Raw genomic sequence first — 16,960 nt, 5'->3', positions numbered from 1 at the left:
TTGATGTCTTGCCGGAGTCGCCGCGCGGCACAGCGTGTTCCCCGGCGCACCACGTACACTCGACGAGACGGGCAAGGGGGAAGGCGATCAATGGCCAGGAAAAGCACACCGATGCTGTCGTCGACCGGCGGGAATCCGCAGGGCGGTGCCCTACCGACCGGGTTTGTGAAGGGAATCGACCGGGTTCTGGCCATTCACCGGCCAGTCGTCCTGGCCCATATCCGCAGCATCCGTCGTCGCAATCCCCACGCCTCGCCGGAGCAGATCGTTCGCATCCTGGAGAAGCGCTATCTCGCGGCGGTCACCGCCGGGGGCGCAGCAGTGGGCGCGACCGCCGTCATTCCCGGGGTCGGCACGGGCGTGACCATCGCCCTGTCTGGCCTGGAGACCGCCGGCTTTCTCGAGGCGACGGCGCTGTTCACGCAGTCAGTCAGCGAGGTACACGGTATCGCCGTGGAGGATCCGGAGCGAGCCCGCGCCCTGGTCATGACCATGATGCTGGGCCGGGAGGGCAGCGATCTGGTGCGTCAGCTCGCAGGCCAGGTCACCGGTTCGGGCACGGCCCGCACCACCTACTGGGGCGAACTCATCACGAACAGCCTCCCCCGAGCGGTTCTGGGCCCCCTGACTGACCGGCTCAAGAGCGCTTTTCTGCGTCAGTTCGCCACCCGTGGCAGCGCCAGCCTGCTCGGCAAAGTCCTCCCGTTTGGCATCGGAGCGGTCATCGGCGGTGTCGGCAATCACATTCTGGGCAATAAGGTCATGCACGCGTCACGACTCGCGTTCGGCCCGCCGCCCACCGGGTTTCAGCCGGATTTGGACCCACGAGTGCGGAAAATCCGGGTGCTGGAAACGCACCGGGGCAAGCCGGTGGCGGCCGGACCGGCCGAGCCTCTGGCATCCGCTTCGTGGCCGACTGCGCAGCCGCAGCAGCTCGAATCGCCGCTCGACCCCGCACGCAAGTAGCGCGTCGGTCGTGCTGGTGCTGCTCGCGCAACCCCAAGCCGCTCGCGCGCGCGGCCTGCCCGGCGCGCGAGCCACAATCGGGCGCCCGTGCAGCACAGCAGCGCGCAATGTTCGCTGGGAGGCCCAACACCCGGTCAGAACCCGACGCTATAGCTCGTCGTCGGGGATCGTGGTGGGATCGGGCACGATGGGTGCATCGTGGTCGTGCACGGCCGCGAACCGATCCCATTCGTCCATGAGGTGCTGCACGGCCGTGTGCAGGCGCTCCGTTGCGACGCCGGGGGTGGTGTCGCCGAAATAGCGCTGCACCCAGCCCTGCAGTCGTTCGACCGCCGCGCCATCGTGGGTGAGCCGGTCGACGGCGGCCACGATGTCCCCGGCCTTCTCGGCGGGCAGCCACTCGCAGTCGGAGAGGTACCCGCTCGTGTCGATCACGGCCGTCGGGTTCACCGGGCGGGTGATAATAAGTGGCTTGCCGGTGGCGAGGCGGTCGTACACCATCGCCGAAATGTCGACGATGGCGACGTCAGCGACGGCCAACTGCCAGCCGAGGTCTGGGCCGGAATCGTAGACGTGCTGCGCGCGCGGATCGCGGGCGTTCGCCGCGGCGATGGCGCTGATGATGGTCTTATTGGCGGCACCGTAGAGGTGGTCGACAACGCCGCTGCGCGGGTGCGGACGATAGATGACCCGATGCGTTCCGGTGGCCAGCAGGGCGCTGACCAGCGCGACCCCGTGGGTCGCGACGGAGCCATAAGCGGCGGTTGCCCGATCGCCCTCCCAGGTGGGGGCGTAGAGCACGACCTGGCGTTCGTCGCGCGTGTACGGCAGTTCGCCGCTGAAATAGTCGGCCTGCGGGCGCCCGATTTTGATGGCGCGCTTGTCGAAGTCGTAGTCCCAGAGCACCCGGTCCAGTCGGGCCAGCGCGGCGTCCCCGGCGACGAAGGAGTAGTCGTAGGCCTTGAACTGGTTGGTGATCATATACATCTTGTCGCTCTCACCGTGGTTGATGAAAACGTGCCAGCAGCGCCCGTAGCGCATCATCTGAAAGTTGCGCGGGTTCTGGTTGACATAGAACACGATGCGGATGTCCTGCTCGGCGACGATCCGCTCGAGCTGCGGCACCGTGCGCGCGTAGGCGACTGGAACCGGCGACTCGTCCATGAGCTTGAGGGTGCCGCCGCCGGTGCGGCTGAGCACCAGCACCGGCCAGGTCTTGGCGAGGGTGGCGAGCGGCCGGTACCACTGCCGCATCTGGTACATGTTGACCGGCCCGTCGGCAAAGTAGACGGCGATCTTGAAGTGGTTGTCCTCGCGTATTTCCCGCGATTTCAGCGGGCCGCGCAGCGCGTGTTGCGCCTTGCGGGATGCCACGACATCCTTGACCAGCTTGACGGCACGCCTGATGTCTTTCCGAATTACCACCGAACCAGCCTACCGTCCCTCAGATAATCGGCGGTCGCCCGGCGACGGTCATGCGCCAGATCGTGCGTGCTCGAAGCGGATGCCGCGGCCCCGGATCGCTGCGCCAGCCCTCGCGCCAGCCGCCGAACCAGGCGCGCAGGGCCGGCCGGTTGTTCGGGGCCCAGCGCAGCACCTGAATTGCCGTCCAGGCGCCGACATAGAGCGGCACCAACAGGGCAGGCAGGTTGCGACGGGCGAGCCAAACCCGATTGCGGGCATTCAAGCGATAGTAGTCGGCGTGCCGGGTCTGCAGGATCACCGGATGGTTGGCCACGAGGTCGCCGGCATACCAGGCGACCCGGCCCTGGTCCCAGACCCGCCAGGCCAGTTCGATGCCCTCGTGGGCGTAGAAGAACGGCTCGGCCCAGCCGCCGGTCGCGTCGAAGACGGTCCGCGGCAGCAACACGGCGCCCTCCCAGACCGAGAACACCGGTCCGGACGTGGCGGCCTCGCCCTTGCGGATGCGCGGAATCCACCGCCGGGGCGATTCGACGCCGGTCGGGTCCTCGACCCGCGGCTGCAGCAGGCCGATCGTGGGGTCGGCGCGCAGCTTGCCGATCGCGTTGATCAGAAAGTTCGGGTCGGGAATGCTCGCATCGTCGTCGAGAAAGAACAGGTAGTCCCCGGTGACGAGCGACACCCCGCGATTGCGTCCGGCCGGAATGCCGAGGTTCGTCGGCAGCCCGAGCGATTGCACGCCGCCAGGCAGGCCGGTCGGCTGCCAGCCGTTGCCGACACAGATTACGTCGAGGGTAACCCCCTGCTGGGCCAGCACCGAGCGGATTCCGCGGTCGAGGTCCTCTGGCCGGGTGCCCTGGGTGAGCACCACGACACCGACCGTCGGGGTAGCGGAGCCAAAGCTAGGAACGGACACGCTTGGACGCCATAATGGCCACGAAATGACCGATGAGCGACAGAAATGCGAGCGGAACCAGGATGCTCAGCACGGCCCGGTCGACGATCGGCTGCCCGATCACCAGCCCAATGACGGCCGCGGCGAAGATGACCATGGTCAGCTCGACCGAGTGGTACAGCCGGTGGAAGGGCACGAAGCGCGCGAGACGGCGAACGCGGGCGATCAGGCGGGGCGTCGGGGTCTTCTCGCCGTGGGTGTCGGCGAGCTTGGTCAGGCCGGCGTTGGCGCGGGCGACGTGCACCATGTCGTTGAGCGCTTTGTTCAGCACGATGATCAGGGCGAGCAGCAGCGCGAGGCTGGTCCAGAGAAAATCCTCGGGCGACTCGAACGGGTATGCGGCTGCCCTAAAGCCGAGGGCAATGGGAATGAGCGACTCGGTGGAATAGTGCCCGACCTTGTCGAGAAACACCCCCGCGGGTGAGGACGTGCCGCGCCAGCGGGCGACTTCACCGTCACAGCAATCGATCAGCATTTGCACCTGGCTGAGGGCGAGGGCCAGCAGTGCGCCCCAGATTCCCGGAATCAGCAGCGCTGCGGCGGTCAACCAGCCAGCCAGGATCATCAGAGCGGTCACGCCGTTGGCGGAGATGCGGGTTTTCAGCAGCATCCAGGTCAGGTACGGCGACAGGTCGCGCAGGTACAGGCTTGCCGTCCAGTGCTCGGCGTTGGCACGCAGACGCACCTCCGGCGGCTGGGCGACGGCTCGGAGCTGGGCGATGGACTCCGGTCGGGCCGGCCGGTTGGGCGAGATGTGGGGCGAACTGGTCATCTGCTCACCTTCCCGTGTGTGCCGTGATGTTGCTGGTGAGCTTGAGATATCCGAGGACGAAGCCGATTCCCCAGCAGAAGTGAATGCACGGCAAGACTACGAGAAAATGCAGTCCTGCACGAAATCCGTCTGGTCGGGCCACCGCGAGAGTCGCGGCGACGACGATGAGCAGGTACCCGGCCGGAACAATCAGGCCGAGGAGCAGCCACGGCGTTGCGCCGAGAGCCAGCTGCAGGAGCCCCCCGAGGCCGAGGAGCACCCCGAGAGTCACACCGAGCACCATGGCCGGCGGCACGAAATAACGGATGCCGTTGGCCGCCGGATAGCGCCGCGCGAGTTCTCCGCGCCACAGCCCGGTCGACAGCATCTGCCGCGCCAATTGGGCCAGGGTCGGCCGGGGCCGGTAGAGCACCCGCAGCTTCGGCGTGAACCAGACCAAGCCACCGGCCTCGCGCAGCCGACGGTTGAGGTCCCAGTCCTGGCCGCGTTTCACACCCTCGTCGAAGAGCCCGACGTCGAGGATGCTCTGGGTGCGAAAACAGCCTAGGTAGACCGTTTCGGCAGCCCCTTCCGCTCCGCCCACGTGGTGCGGTGTGCCGCCGAGGCCGATGCGGGTGCCGTAGGCACGGGCTACGGCCCGTTCAAAGGCGCTGATTCCGCGAGCATCCATGATGCCGCCGACGTTGTCGGCGCCGGTGCGTCCGAGCGTTTCAACCGCGACGCGGGCGTACTCGGGGGGCAACACCGAGTGAGCGTCCACGCGAATGACGACCGCATATTGGGACGCGCGAATGGCCGTGTTCAGGCCGGCCGGAGTCGACCCCACTTCGTTGGACACGACACGAATGCGAGCATCTACGGCGGCCATTTCCTCGACCAGTTCGGTCGTTCCGTCGATGCTGGGTCCGAGCGCCAGGGTGACCTCGAACGGTCCCTGGTAGTCCTGCCCCAGCAGGCTCTCGACTGCAGCTCGCACGTGTGTCGCCTCGTTCAGCACGGGCATCACGTACGAGACCCCGGGCAGAAATCCCGTACTACCTTGGTGCACCTGGCTGGCCAGCTTTCCGATAAGGGGGTAGGACGATCGAGCCTACCAGCCCGGCAATTCGCCACGCGCCGACGTTCCGTCACCCGCCTGCAGACAAACACATCGCGCCGCCGGCGAGCCGGCGACGCGATGTGCAGGAAGGGAGCGGGGCTTAGCTGGTCAGCTCGCCGACCGTGACCGAGACGGTGAACGACTTGCCGTCCCGCACATAGGTGAGGTCAGCGGTTCCACCGGCCGGGAGTACCCGCACCTGGGCGGTGAGGTCGATCGCGTCGGTGATCGGCACACCGTTGAAGTTGGTGATCACGTCGTCGGCTTGCAGGCCGGCCTGTTCGGCCGCACCACCGGAGCTGGCTTCGACGATGAGGGCACCCACCGTGCTGCTGGTCGAGCTCGACGCGTCTCTGACGCTCGCACCGAGCAGGCCGTGCGTGGCCGTTCCATTGGCGATGATCTCATCGGAGATGCGCTGGGCGAAGTTCGACGGGATCGAGAATCCCACGCCGATGCTTCCGGCCGCCGACGACGCGGTCGTGCTGCCGGCGCTCGCGATGGCCACGTTGATGCCGATCAGCTCACCGGCGTCATTCAGCAGGGCGCCACCGGAGTTACCGGGGTTGATGGCGGCATCCGTTTGAATCACGGGGAGGGAGATGCTCGCGGTGGCACCCTGGGAGCCCTGCGACTGTTCGCCGTTCTGGTTGGGGAAGTCGAAGAAGAACGGGTTCTGGCTGTCGCCCTCGTCGGGTACCGTCTGGTCGGGCGAGCTCGGTGCGGCCGAGCTCGCGACGGTGATGCTGCGGTTGAGGGCGCTGACGATGCCGTCAGTGACCGTGCCGGACAGGCCGAGGGGGGCGCCGATGGCGATGGCGCTGTCGCCGACGTTGAGCTCGGAGGAGTCACCCCAGGTGATCGGGGTCAGGCCGCTGGCGTCGGTCAGTTTGATGACGGCGAGGTCGGAGATGGGGTCGGTGCCGACGAGCGTAGCGGTGTACAGCTTGCCATCGTTACTCTTGACCTCGATCGTGACGTCCGAGGCGGCCCCGTCGAGCGTGACGACATGGGTGTTGGTGAGCACGTAGCCGTCTTCGGTGAGGATGACCCCTGAGCCGGTACCGCCCGAGGAGCCATTGGCGACATCGATGGTCACGACGCTCGGCGAGGCCTTCGCGGCGACGGCGGTGATCTGGTTCACGCTCGTGGAGTCATTGACCACGACGTTGCTCGGGCCGGAGGCTTCGCTGACCCGGACTCCGTTGCTCTGGTTGCTCATCATCAGGGCTGTGATGCCGGCACCGGTTGATCCGCCGACCAGGGCGCCGATGGCGAGGGCGGCGATGAGCGCGACGCTGCCCTTGCGGCGACCGGATTCCTTGGTCTTGCCGGCCGTGAACGGCTGCCCGGGGTAGGAATTAGCGGTGGCGTAGTCCTGCGGGGCGACGCTGGGGGCGTAGGCAGAGGCTGTGGCGGTCTCGACGGGGCGACCGAAGGCATCCGTCGGGTAAGTAGAGGTCGGGTTCGCGGCCGGGTAGCCGGTCTCAGTCGCGGCAGGCTGGGTCGGTGCCTTGACGACCGGCACGGCGGGCTCGGAATTCGTCGGCGGGGCGGTCGGGGCCGAGGGTGCGGCCGGCGCTTCTGTGGGTGGCACCGGCGGTACCGTGGGCGGAGTAGCCTCGCCGGACTCATTCACGGCAAAGGCTGCTGCGTCATCAGCCAGATCGGGGGTGGTGCCAGAATCTTTATTGTTGTCGGTCATCGGGTGCTCCTTCCAAGCGTTGCCAGCTTTGCGCCCGAACCTGAACGTTCGGTATGTACGGCCTGAGAGCATTCAATGATCAAGCCGAGACCTTGCCGAGGCGATAGTTTGGAGCCCATGCAGGACTCTTTCCACACAGAACATACCCCGATCGTCTCGGGTGCCTGGCGACGCACAGCCTGCGGGGCCGGGCTCCTCGCGGAAGACGGCAGCGTTGCAGCGAGTATATTCGCCGAGATGAGCGCGCTCGCCGCGCGCACCGGTGCCATCAATCTCGGACAGGGCTTTCCGGATGAAGACGGACCAGCCGAGGTTCTCGAGGCCGCCCGCCAGGCGATCAGCGACGGGGTGAACCAATATCCGCCTGGGCGCGGCCAGCCGGTCCTCCTCGAGGCGATTGCCCGGCACCAGCAGCGGTTCTACGGGCTGAAGCTCGACCCCGGCAGTGAGATTCTGGTCACGGCCGGCGCAACCGAGGCGCTTGCGGCGACCATTCTGGCGCTGATCGAACCGGGTGACGAGGTCGTGACCTTCGAGCCGTTCTACGATGCCTACGGCGGACTGATCGGCCTGGGTGGCGGCATCCATCGAACGGTTCCGCTGCGTGCTCCCGACTTCCAGCCCGACCTCGACGCCCTGCGCGCCGCCGTGACCGATCGCACCCGACTGATCATCGTGAACGATCCGCACAACCCGACCGGCGCGATATTTCCCCGGGAGACTTTGGAGCTGATTGTCAAGCTCGCACACCAGCACGACGCGTTGATCGTCACGGATGAGGTGTACGAACACCTCACGTTCGGGGCGCCACACATTCCGATCGCGACGCTGCCGGGGGCGTGGGAGCGCACGGTCACCATTTCATCCGGAGGCAAGACGTTCAGCCTGACCGGCTGGAAGGTGGGGTGGCTGAGTGCACCCGCCAAAATCGTGACCGCCATTCTCGCGGTCAAGCAGTTTCTCACTTATGTGAACGCGGCGCCGTTTCAGCCGGCCATCGCGGTGGGGCTCGACCTGCCGGACGCGTATTTTGCGCACATCGCCGCCGAGATGAAGGGCAAGCGTGATGTCCTGGCCACGGGGCTTCGCGCGGCCGGATTCGCCATCAGCGTGCCGCAGGGCTCGTACTTCATCGTGGCGGACGCCACACCGCTCGGTTTCACCGACGGTGCCGACCTCTGCCGCCGGCTCCCCGAACTGGCCGGGGTGGTCGCGGTGCCGATTGCGGCGTTCTGCTCCCCCGCGCACCGGGGCGAATATGCGCCGCTCGTGCGGTTCGCCTACTGCAAGAAAATAGAACTTCTGGAACAGGCGTCGGCCGAGCTGGCCGCCCTCAAACCACGCTAAGTTTCGCGAGAGCGCAAAAAGTGCCCGATTGAGAGTGTCAATCGGGCACTTTTTGCGCTCTCGCGGGGCAGTTAGGAAGCCAGGGCGGGGTAGTCGGTGTAGCCGCGGGCGCCGTCGGCGTAGTAGGTGAGCGGGTTGGGCTCGTTGACCGGCAGGTCCTCCTGCCAGCGACGCAGCAGGTCGGGGTTCGCGATGGCCGCGCGACCGACCACGACGGCGTCCGCGACGTCGTCACGAACCAGGGCGAGGGCTTCGTAGCGCGAGGTAATCACGCCGAATCCGCTGTTCACCAAGAAGTTACCACCGAAGCGCGCCCGCAGGTGTTGCACGAACTCCCCGGCCGGGTCGGCGTGCAGCACGCTCAGGTAAGCCAGGCCCAGCGGGGCGATCCCGCCGATGAGGGCGCCATAGGTGGCCGCGAGGTCGTCGGCATCCGTTTCGAGGGCATCCTGAATGTTGTGCTCGGGCGAGATGCGCAGGCCCACCTTGCCGGCACCGATCGCCGCGGCGACCGCCGTGACAACGTCGATGACGAAACGGGCACGATTCTCGGGCGAACCGCCGAAGGAGTCGCCCCGCACGTTGGAGGCCGGCGAGAGGAATTCGTGCAGCAGGTAGCCGTTGGCGCCGTGCAGCTCCACGCCGTCGAATCCGGCCGCGATGGCGTTCTTCGACGCGCGCACGAAGTCCTCGATAATGCCGGGCAATTCCTCGGCGGTCAGTGCGTGGGGCACGGGAAAGTCCTGCTTGCCGTCGTAGGTGCGAGTACTTCCGGTGATGGCGATCGCGCTGGGCCCAACGACGCGGTAGCCGCCGGTGGTGGCTTCGTGCGTGACCCGGCCGGCGTGCATGACCTGGGCGACGATGCGTCCGCCGGCGGCGTGCACGGAGTCGGTCACGGCCTGCCAGCCAGCGAGCTGCTCCGGTTCAACCAGACCGGGCTGGCCGGGAAAGCCTTGGCCGGCGTGGCTCGGGTAGGTGCCCTCGCTCACGATCAGGCCGAGTGTGGCTCGCTGCGTGTAATGCAGGGCCACCAGCTCGCCGGGGACCCCAGACTGGCCAGAACGGATGCGGGTCAGCGGCGCCATCACGAGGCGGTTGGGCAGCTGCAGGTCGCCGAGGGTCAGCGGGGAAAAGAGGTTCACGGATACTTCTTTCTGAAAATAACGAGTCAGCCGGTCAGTCAGATCGACAGGTTCAGGGAGGACTGGCGGGCGGTCGTCGCTCTTCGCCCGTAGGCGGCAACGGCCGCGGCGCACTCGATATTCCTGCCTGTTAATTGGCTCAACGCGTGCGCTTCCTGCGCGTTGAGATTTCGTGCCCCATCTTTGTCAGGGCTGGGAGCAATCCGGCGCGGTCTGCGCACCGAACTATGCACATGAGCATCTTGATGACCCGACCAACGAGCAGAAGCCTCTCCGTCGCGACCGCCCTTGATACTCCGGGGCCGCGGCCGAAGCCCGGTCCGCGCCCGGCGCAACCCGTGCCGGCACCGATCCCCGAGCCGGCCGCCCAGCCCCGACCGGCACCCCCGGCGACCGTGCTGGGCTACAGCCCGTTCGCGCTCGACCCGGATGCGCGTCATTTTGGGCTGACGACCAGTTCGATGCGGCTGCGCGGCGGCACCGTCGTCGTGCGGCATGGGCGCCGCACGACCAGCCAGACCGCGACCATTCTGCTGCACGGTGCTGCCGGATCCTGGACGACCTGGACGCCCCTGCTGCAGGCGGCCCACGCCACCGAACGTGATCTACCCGATCTGATCATTCCCGACCTGCCAGGATGGGGCGACTCGCCGCTTCCCGCGGATGAAGCAAGCCTGACCGTCGAGTCGATGGCCGAGACAGTCGCCGAGGTGGCGCGTGCCCTCGGCTATGAGCGGTGGAACGTCGTGGGTCATTCCATGGGAGGGTTCATCGCGTTGCAGCTGGCGGCGAGCGAGACGCGGGCGACAGCATCCGTCGGTCTGGTCTCGGCCACGTCGTTTTCAATCCAGGACAGCGTGCGCCACCCGATTCGCCACTTCTTCGTGTTGCCGGCGTTCACCACGCTGCTGCTGACGATGCGGATCCTGCGGCTGGGCGGCAGCGCCAGCCGTAGCCTGATCACGGCCCTCGCCCGACTGAATCTACTGCGCGGCCTCGTTGCGCCGCTGTTTCGCCGCCCCGGAATCATCGACGGGGCCGTGGTCGCCGCGATCGGAACCGAACTGCGTCCAGCCGGGTTCGTGCTGGCCGCTGTCCGCGCCGGCGCCTACGACGCAACCCGGCGGTGGGCTCAGATCGTGTGCCCGGTGCGCGCCGTGCACGGTGACGACGACGTATTTGTCACGGCGGCCGACGACGCGAAGCTGCGCGAGGTTGTGCCCCAATGTGTGATCAGCACGATTGCGGGAGCCGGGCATTTCGGTCAGATCGAACGCCCGCTCCAAGTGCTGCTCCGGCTCGAATTCGCCGCTCCGCTGCCGGTCGACCCCGCCACAACGTGACAATGCGCTGGGCACTTGCTGAACTGCTTGTATTTGTCCCCCCAACGGAGGACAGTGAGGAGCATTACCCGGTTCCACGTAAAAGTGCAGGCTTCGCTTTCAATCGTTCCGGCTCCAGTGTTTCAACACCCTTCGCTTCTCGCTGAGGGCAGCACGACCGACCGACCGAAAGTAGCACTCATGGGCTCGCTTACATATGATCGAGTCGTCGTAGAATTCGAAGACCGAATGTTGGCACATCTGCAACTCGTGATCGTTCAGAAACTGCGCCACGGTGAGAGTTTTCTGCTCTCCTGGCGCGATACCACCGTGATCGGCGACGGGCGGAGTTCGGCCTGGCTGAACCCGGCAATTCCGCTCTATTTCAAGTTCGCCGGTGACCACGCCCCGACCATCAATCCGAACTGGGTCGCTCAACTCAGCCGTTCGGCGAACAGTTTCCAGGGGCTCGTCGTGACCGCCGAAGAGAGTGCGGCCGTCGACGCCACCCACACACCCAAGATTGAACCGGCCATCGGCATTCGGGCGGCCGCCCAGACCCGCGCGACCAAGGCGAGCGTCAGCGAACGCTAGCCGGGTCAGCGCCGTCAGAATCAGCGCGGCACGACGGCGAACCGGCGCAGCGCCAGGGCCGGGTTGATCGCGCGCACCGTTGCAACGCGGGCCGGTTCCAGAAAGGCGATCGCGACATCCGCTGCCTCACCAAGACTCACCAACGCGACGCCCATCGGGTCGATGATCATGCTCGTACCCACGCCGATCGGCGGCGTGTGATCGGCGGCGGCCACGAACACGGTGTTCTCGAGCGCCCGGGCCGTCAGCAGCGTGCGCCAATGGTGCTCCTTGAGGGGACCGCGCACCCACTCGGCCGGCACCAGCACCAGGGTCGCTCCGGCATCGACGAGGCGACGGGTTACTTCGGGAAAGCGAACGTCGTAACAGGTCTGCAGGCCCACCCGCAGTCCACCGACCTCGAAGATCTCGGGATCGTCGATGTCCCCCGGCAACACCCAGTCGGATTCGCGATCGCCGAAGGCGTCGTAGAGGTGCAGTTTGCGATAGCTCGCGACGAGGCATCCGGTCGGATCGACGGCGACGAGGGTGTTCGAAAACCGGGCCGGGTCCTGCGTTGTCTCGAGCATGCCGGCCACAATGTGGATGCCCAGCTCGGCTGCGAGCGCGGCGAGCGCCGTCTTGAACGGGCCATCGAGCGGCTCCGCGGCGGCCACGAAGGCCGGCCCGAGTTTGGGCTCGAAGAAGGCCGAGTACTCCGGGAACACGACCAGGTGGGCACCACGCCGGGCTGCGGTCGTGGCCAGCTGGCGAATCACGGCCCGGTTCTGCGCTTTATCGGTCCCCGGCGCGAACTGGGCGACGGCAACGCCCACCGCGGCTGGCTGGTCTGGCTGCGCTGTTGGGCTCATGGCGAAAGCCTAGCTGGCAGCCGATGCCGACACCGTGGGGCAAACGGATTGGTCTTTGCAGCAAATTCGGGGCGTTTCGATGGCTACCGTTAACAATTGCTGGGTAGGTTGACCGGGTGACCTCCGCTATCGCGCCTCATCCCTTGGCTTCTCGCGCGCTGGCCCGACCCGATTTCACCCTCCGGTCAACCGGATGGTCAGCCTTTCTCGTGGGTCTCGTCGCCTTCATCGTGTCGGTCGCCTGGTCCTGGCAGCCGTCGTACTGGGGCGATGAAGCGGCCAGTGTGATGTCCGCCGAGCGCTCACTGCCCTCACTGTTCCTAATGCTCGGCAACATCGATGCGGTGCACGGCGCCTACTACCTGTTTCTGCACGGCTGGATTGACCTGTTCGGCGCCTCCGAGTTCTCCACCCGGCTGCCGAGCGCGATCGCGATCGGCGCTGCCGCCGCCGGCACCGTCGTTCTGGCCGAAAAATTCATCTCCCGCCCGGCCGCGATCGGCGCCGGCCTGATCTTCGCTGTGCTGCCCCGAGTGACCTACATGGGGTCTGAGGCGCGATCGACGGCGATCGCGACGGCGATCGCCGTGTGGCTGACCGTGCTGCTGGTGCTCGCGGTGCGCAGCCGCACCGCGAGTCGCCGACGGCAGATCGCCCTGTGGGGTGGCTACTCCCTGCTGCTCGCATTGGGAATATACGTCTTCCTTTACCTGGCCCTGCTGCTTTCGGTACATGCCGTGGCGGTCGTGGCGCTGGCCCGCCGGCATCCGCTTCGCCGACCCACTGCCCGACTCTGGTGGAGCCTGGCACTCTGGCTGGGGGCAAGCCTGCTCGGGCTGCTGCTGGCCCTGCCCATTCTGCTCGCGGGCTCAGCCCAGCGGGAGCAGATCGCGTTCATCGGCCGCCGCCCAAGGGTCACCGTCTCTGAAGCCGCGGTCATGCAGTGGTTCGACACCGTTCCGGTCGCGATCATGGCCTGGGCGCTCATTATCGTGGCCGTAATGGCCGTATTTTTTCGGCTCCGCGGCACGCAATATCAGGCTGGTCTGCCCAGCCGCGGTGCGCTGAGCATTTTCCTGGCCTGGATGCTGCTGCCGAGCGGCATCCTCTTGATCGGCAACGAGTTAGTCACCCCCATGTACTCGACGCGCTACCTGTCGATCTGCGCCCCGGCGGTGGCCATCGTGATCGCCGTGGGGCTGGCCGCTCTGGCCAATAATTGGCTGCGCGCCGCAAGCGTTGCCCTGCTCGTGGCCACCATCGTGCCCGCCTACACCGTGCAACGCGGTGAATTCGGCAAGAACGAGGGCAGCGACTGGCGTCAGGCGGCGGCCGTGCTGGCCGCCGAGGCGCTGCCCGGCGACGGCGTCGTCTTCGACCAGAGCGTGCGCCCGTCGCGCATTCCGCGGCTGGCCATGCACCTCTACCCCGAGGCGTTCGCCGGCCTGCACGACGTGACATTGACCCGTGCCTACAGCGACACGGCCTGGCTCTGGGACGAAGTAGCCCCACTGCCCGACGCGCTTCCGGCCGTAGCGAACCTCAACACGGTCTGGCTGCTGCAATACTCGGGGAGTGCGGACTGGCGACATGAAACGGATGTCCGCACGCTGCAACTGCAAGGATTCCGCGTCGCCGAGACGACGCTGGTCAACCGCACCATCATTATTGAAATGACGAGGTAAGCCAGTGCCCCTGAACTCAGCAACCACCACGCTGGTCATCATTCCCACCTACAACGAGGCCGAGAACGTGGCCAGCATTGTTGAACGCGTTCGCTCGAGCGTCCCCGCGGCGCACATTTTGGTCGTCGATGACGCCTCCCCCGACGGCACCGGCAGCCTCGCCGATCAGCTTGCCGTCTCGGATTCGGCCGTACACGTTCTGCATCGCACCGACAAGACCGGCCTCGGCGCCGCCTACCTCGAGGGTTTCGGCTGGGCTCTCAGCCACGGCTATACCCAGCTTGTGCAACTCGACGCCGATGGATCCCACCGGCCGGAGCAACTCGCCAGTCTGCTGACCGCGGCCGAAACGGCCGACGTGGTGCTGGGATCGCGCTGGGTACCGGGTGGGGCCATCGAGAATTGGCCCTGGCATCGACGCGCTCTCTCCCGCGGCGGGTCCTTCTACTCCCGGATACTGCTGCGACTGCCCCAACACGACGCCACCGGCGGTTACCGGGTGTATTCGGCCCGCGCCCTGTCACGCATGGACCTCTCCAGCGTCGACAGCCTCGGCTACTGCTTTCAGATCGAGATGCTGCTGCACGCCGTGCGCGCCGACCTGCGCGTCGTCGAGGTGCCAATCACCTTCGTCGAGCGGGTGCGCGGGTCGTCGAAGATGAACCCGCGCATCGCGATCGAGGCGATGGCTCGGGTGACGCTCTGGGGTGTGACAGGCATGGGCATCAGCCGGGCCGGCGCGCGCGCAGCTGCCGCAGCCCGCGGAGCCTGACTCCCAACGAATTTCGTTGCGGACCTGTGTGCGCAACAACAACGGACGACCGCCGTGGATGAGTTGTGCCAGCCGGACAACGACGGGTTTTCGTCACATTCGGGTGTTTGAGTCAGTTTGACTATATGATGGATCCAGCAGTTAGAGTCAACTAGACCTTTACGACTGGATCCCCGTGCTGGAACATTCCGTACAGACACCCCCGATCGCGCAGCAGAGCCCGCTCGCCGTCAGAGACGCCCGGGCGAGCGCTGCGGGGTCAGTCGCTGCGGGTTCAAGCCTGGCCGTGTCGACCGTGATCTTCGCCCTGCGCCCCGACGACGAGTCCGGGCTCAAGACCCTGTGGCTGCCCCTCGTTCGGCGCACCCGCGACCCTCACCGAGACCTCTGGGCGCTGCCGGGCGGATGGCTGCCGGCCGACGAAGAACTTGCCGCAGCCGCAGCCCGCACCCTGCGCGAGACCACTGAGCTGTCGCCGCGCTACCTCGAGCAGCTTTATACCTTCGGCGATATCGACCGCTCCCCCGGGCTGCGCGTGGTCTCCGTCGTGTACTGGGCGCTGGTGCGCTCTGAGGTCGCGGAACGGGCATCCGTTGGTGAAAACGTGCGCTGGTTTGCGGCCGACCAACTGCCGCCGCTGGCGTTTGACCACAACCGCATCGTGGAATACGCGCTCTGGCGGCTGCGCACCAAGGTCGAATACGCCCGCATCGCCCACGCCTTTCTCGGTGACACGTTCACCCTCGCCCAGTTGCGCGAGGTACACGAGGCCGTGCTGCAGAAAGCACTCGACCCGGCCAATTTTCGGCGATCGATGGAGTCGAGCGGCACCCTGATCGGCACCGATCAGCACGTGGCCGGTGCCCGCCATCGACCGGCGCGGCTCTACCGCTATGACGGTCGCGCCAGCGAGCACGACCCGCCGGGGCCGACGCTCTAACCTCCTTCTCACTTCCCATCACTTTCCTAGGAGCACGACCATGACTATTCCCTCGGTCGAGACCACCATTCGTCTCATCGGCACCGGCAAAACCGCCGGCAGCACGTGCAGCCCCGACCTGGCAACAGATCCGTGGGAATTCGACACCCGAGCCCCGGGCTACGGCCCCGGATCGTCGATGGGTGACGTTATTCCGGCCGGCTCTCCCCGCCAGGGCGCACTGCCCGAGCGTTACCGCACTGCCTCGCCGGAGGAACTCAGCGCCCGCATCGTCGAGGCCAAGAACGTGCTCGGCGACTCGGTCGTCATTCTCGGACACTTCTACCAGCGCGATGAGGTGCTGCGGCACGCCGATTTCGTCGGCGACAGCTTTCAGCTCGCCCAGGCCACCCAGAGCCGCCCCGACGCCGCCGCGATCGTGTTTCTCGGCGTGCACTTCATGGCCGAAACCGCCGACCTGCTCTCCGGGCCCGATCAGGCCGTCATTCTGCCGAACCTCGCCGCCGGCTGCTCGATGGCCGACATGGCCGACATCGACTCGGTCACCGAGTGTTGGGAACAGCTCGAAGACCTCTACGGCACCGAAGCGGATGCCTCCGGCCGGGTTCCGGTAATTCCGGTCACCTACATGAATTCCTCCGCCGCGCTCAAGGGCTTCTGCGGCGAGCACGGCGGCATCGTCTGCACCTCCTCAAACGCCAAGGCCGTGCTCGAGTGGGCCTTCGAACGCGGCCAGCGCGTATTGTTCTTCCCCGACCAGCACCTCGGCCGCAACACCGCCAAGGCGATGGGGGTGCCGCTCGACCAAATGCCGATGTGGAACCCGACCAAGCCGCTCGGCGGCAACACGGCCGAGCAACTCGACACCGCCCGCGTCGTGCTCTGGCACGGTTTCTGCAGCGTGCACCGCCGCTTCACCGTGCCGCAGATCGACGCCGCTCGCGCCGAGCACCCCGGCGTGCGGGTTTTGGTGCACCCGGAATGCCCGATGGCGGTCGTCGACGCCGCCGACTCGGCCGGATCCACCGATTTTATAGCCAAGGCCATCGCCGCAGCTCCGGCCGGTACAACCTTCGCCATCGGCACCGAGATCAACCTCGTGAACCGGCTCGCCGCCCAGCACCCCGAGCACAAGATATTCTGCCTCGACCCGGTGATCTGCCCCTGCTCGACCATGTACCGCATCCACGCCGGCTACCTGGCCTGGGTGCTCGAGGCGCTCGTCGGGGGCGGTGAGGCGCCGAGCCAGGTCCTCAACCAGATCACGGTGTCGGCCGATGTCGCCGTACACGCGCGCGTCGCCCTTGAGCGGATGCTGGCGGCCCGACCGCCGGCATCCATTGCGCCCACTGCTTTGCCGGACTCGCACCTGGTCGGCGCCTGAC

The 16,960-nt window shown here is 66.8% G+C and carries 15 protein-coding genes; 8 read left to right on the top strand and 7 right to left on the bottom strand.

The features are described 5' to 3' along the window. Positions 1-90: 90 nt before the first annotated feature. Positions 91-966 (top strand): hypothetical protein, encoded by an 876-nt coding sequence (locus tag E3T41_RS11510; protein WP_174775299.1) that lies wholly within the window; start codon positions 91-93, stop codon positions 964-966. A 147-nt stretch (positions 967-1,113) separates the two neighbouring features. On the opposite strand, the gene E3T41_RS11505 is transcribed toward E3T41_RS11510, so the two are convergent. From E3T41_RS11505 to E3T41_RS11485, 5 genes are all read right to left on the bottom strand, one after another. Further along, positions 1,114-2,391 (bottom strand): CDP-glycerol glycerophosphotransferase family protein, encoded by a 1,278-nt coding sequence (locus tag E3T41_RS11505; protein WP_134478697.1) that lies wholly within the window; start codon positions 2,389-2,391, stop codon positions 1,114-1,116. A gap of 19 nt (positions 2,392-2,410) precedes the next feature. Beyond that, positions 2,411-3,304 (bottom strand): glycosyltransferase family 2 protein, encoded by an 894-nt coding sequence (locus E3T41_RS11500; RefSeq protein ID WP_092450181.1) that lies wholly within the window; start codon positions 3,302-3,304, stop codon positions 2,411-2,413. Then, a complete protein-coding gene (locus tag E3T41_RS11495; protein ID WP_092450183.1) occupies positions 3,291-4,115 on the bottom strand; it encodes a CDP-alcohol phosphatidyltransferase family protein in 825 nt (274 codons plus the stop codon). The genes E3T41_RS11500 and E3T41_RS11495 overlap by 14 nt, the downstream gene beginning before the upstream one ends. A 4-nt stretch (positions 4,116-4,119) precedes the next feature. After that, positions 4,120-5,175 carry a glycosyltransferase family 2 protein gene (locus E3T41_RS11490; RefSeq protein ID WP_370257567.1) on the bottom strand — a complete coding sequence of 352 codons (1,056 nt, stop codon included), beginning with the start codon at positions 5,173-5,175 and terminating at the stop codon, positions 4,120-4,122. 139 nt (positions 5,176-5,314) lie between these two features. Beyond that, positions 5,315-6,919, bottom strand: a complete 1,605-nt coding sequence (locus E3T41_RS11485; RefSeq protein WP_134478696.1) for a S1C family serine protease — start codon at positions 6,917-6,919, stop codon at positions 5,315-5,317. Between the two features lie 117 nt (positions 6,920-7,036). On the opposite strand from E3T41_RS11485, the gene E3T41_RS11480 reads away from it, so the two are divergent. Continuing rightward, positions 7,037-8,266 (top strand): aminotransferase class I/II-fold pyridoxal phosphate-dependent enzyme, encoded by a 1,230-nt coding sequence (locus E3T41_RS11480; RefSeq protein ID WP_134478694.1) that lies wholly within the window; start codon positions 7,037-7,039, stop codon positions 8,264-8,266. 71 nt (positions 8,267-8,337) lie between these two features. On the opposite strand, the gene E3T41_RS11475 is transcribed toward E3T41_RS11480, so the two are convergent. Further along, complete coding sequence (locus tag E3T41_RS11475; protein WP_134478692.1) at positions 8,338-9,411, bottom strand: alkene reductase; 1,074 nt, start codon at positions 9,409-9,411, stop codon at positions 8,338-8,340. Positions 9,412-9,749: 338 nt separating this feature from the next. Here E3T41_RS11475 and E3T41_RS11470 point away from each other — a divergent pair, with 338 nt between their 5' ends. Together E3T41_RS11470 and E3T41_RS11465 are read left to right on the top strand one after the other, a co-directional pair. Continuing rightward, positions 9,750-10,754: an alpha/beta fold hydrolase gene (locus E3T41_RS11470; protein ID WP_134478690.1), complete on the top strand. Its 1,005-nt coding sequence runs from the start codon at positions 9,750-9,752 to the stop codon at positions 10,752-10,754. Between the two features lie 228 nt (positions 10,755-10,982). Then, positions 10,983-11,327: an ATP-dependent DNA ligase gene (locus E3T41_RS11465; protein WP_241991144.1), complete on the top strand. Its 345-nt coding sequence runs from the start codon at positions 10,983-10,985 to the stop codon at positions 11,325-11,327. Between the two features lie 20 nt (positions 11,328-11,347). Here E3T41_RS11465 and E3T41_RS11460 read toward each other — a convergent pair whose 3' ends face one another. After that, on the bottom strand, positions 11,348-12,178 hold the full coding sequence (locus E3T41_RS11460) for a carbon-nitrogen hydrolase family protein (RefSeq protein WP_092450195.1): 831 nt from the start codon (positions 12,176-12,178) through the stop codon (positions 11,348-11,350). A 143-nt stretch (positions 12,179-12,321) separates the two neighbouring features. On the opposite strand from E3T41_RS11460, the gene E3T41_RS11455 reads away from it, so the two are divergent. The 4 genes from E3T41_RS11455 (at position 12,322) to nadA (ending at position 16,959) form a co-directional block, all read left to right on the top strand. Beyond that, on the top strand, positions 12,322-13,863 hold the full coding sequence (locus E3T41_RS11455; protein ID WP_134478688.1) for a glycosyltransferase family 39 protein: 1,542 nt from the start codon (positions 12,322-12,324) through the stop codon (positions 13,861-13,863). 4 nt (positions 13,864-13,867) lie between these two features. Next, entirely contained in the window at positions 13,868-14,635 is a 768-nt protein-coding gene (locus tag E3T41_RS11450) for a polyprenol monophosphomannose synthase (RefSeq protein WP_104131903.1), read from the top strand. Positions 14,636-14,915: 280 nt separating this feature from the next. Further along, complete coding sequence (locus E3T41_RS11445) at positions 14,916-15,575, top strand: NUDIX domain-containing protein (protein ID WP_166791545.1); 660 nt, start codon at positions 14,916-14,918, stop codon at positions 15,573-15,575. Between the two features lie 40 nt (positions 15,576-15,615). After that, complete coding sequence (gene nadA, locus E3T41_RS11440) at positions 15,616-16,959, top strand: quinolinate synthase NadA (RefSeq protein WP_134478686.1); 1,344 nt, start codon at positions 15,616-15,618, stop codon at positions 16,957-16,959. The last annotated feature ends 1 nt before the right edge of the window (position 16,960 follow it).

The organism is Cryobacterium sp. Hh38 (genome assembly GCF_004403235.1).
Lineage (GTDB): Bacteria > Actinomycetota > Actinomycetes > Actinomycetales > Microbacteriaceae > Cryobacterium > Cryobacterium levicorallinum.
Note: the sequence above shows the minus strand (reverse complement) of the source record. Positions and strands in the feature narration are given on the sequence as shown.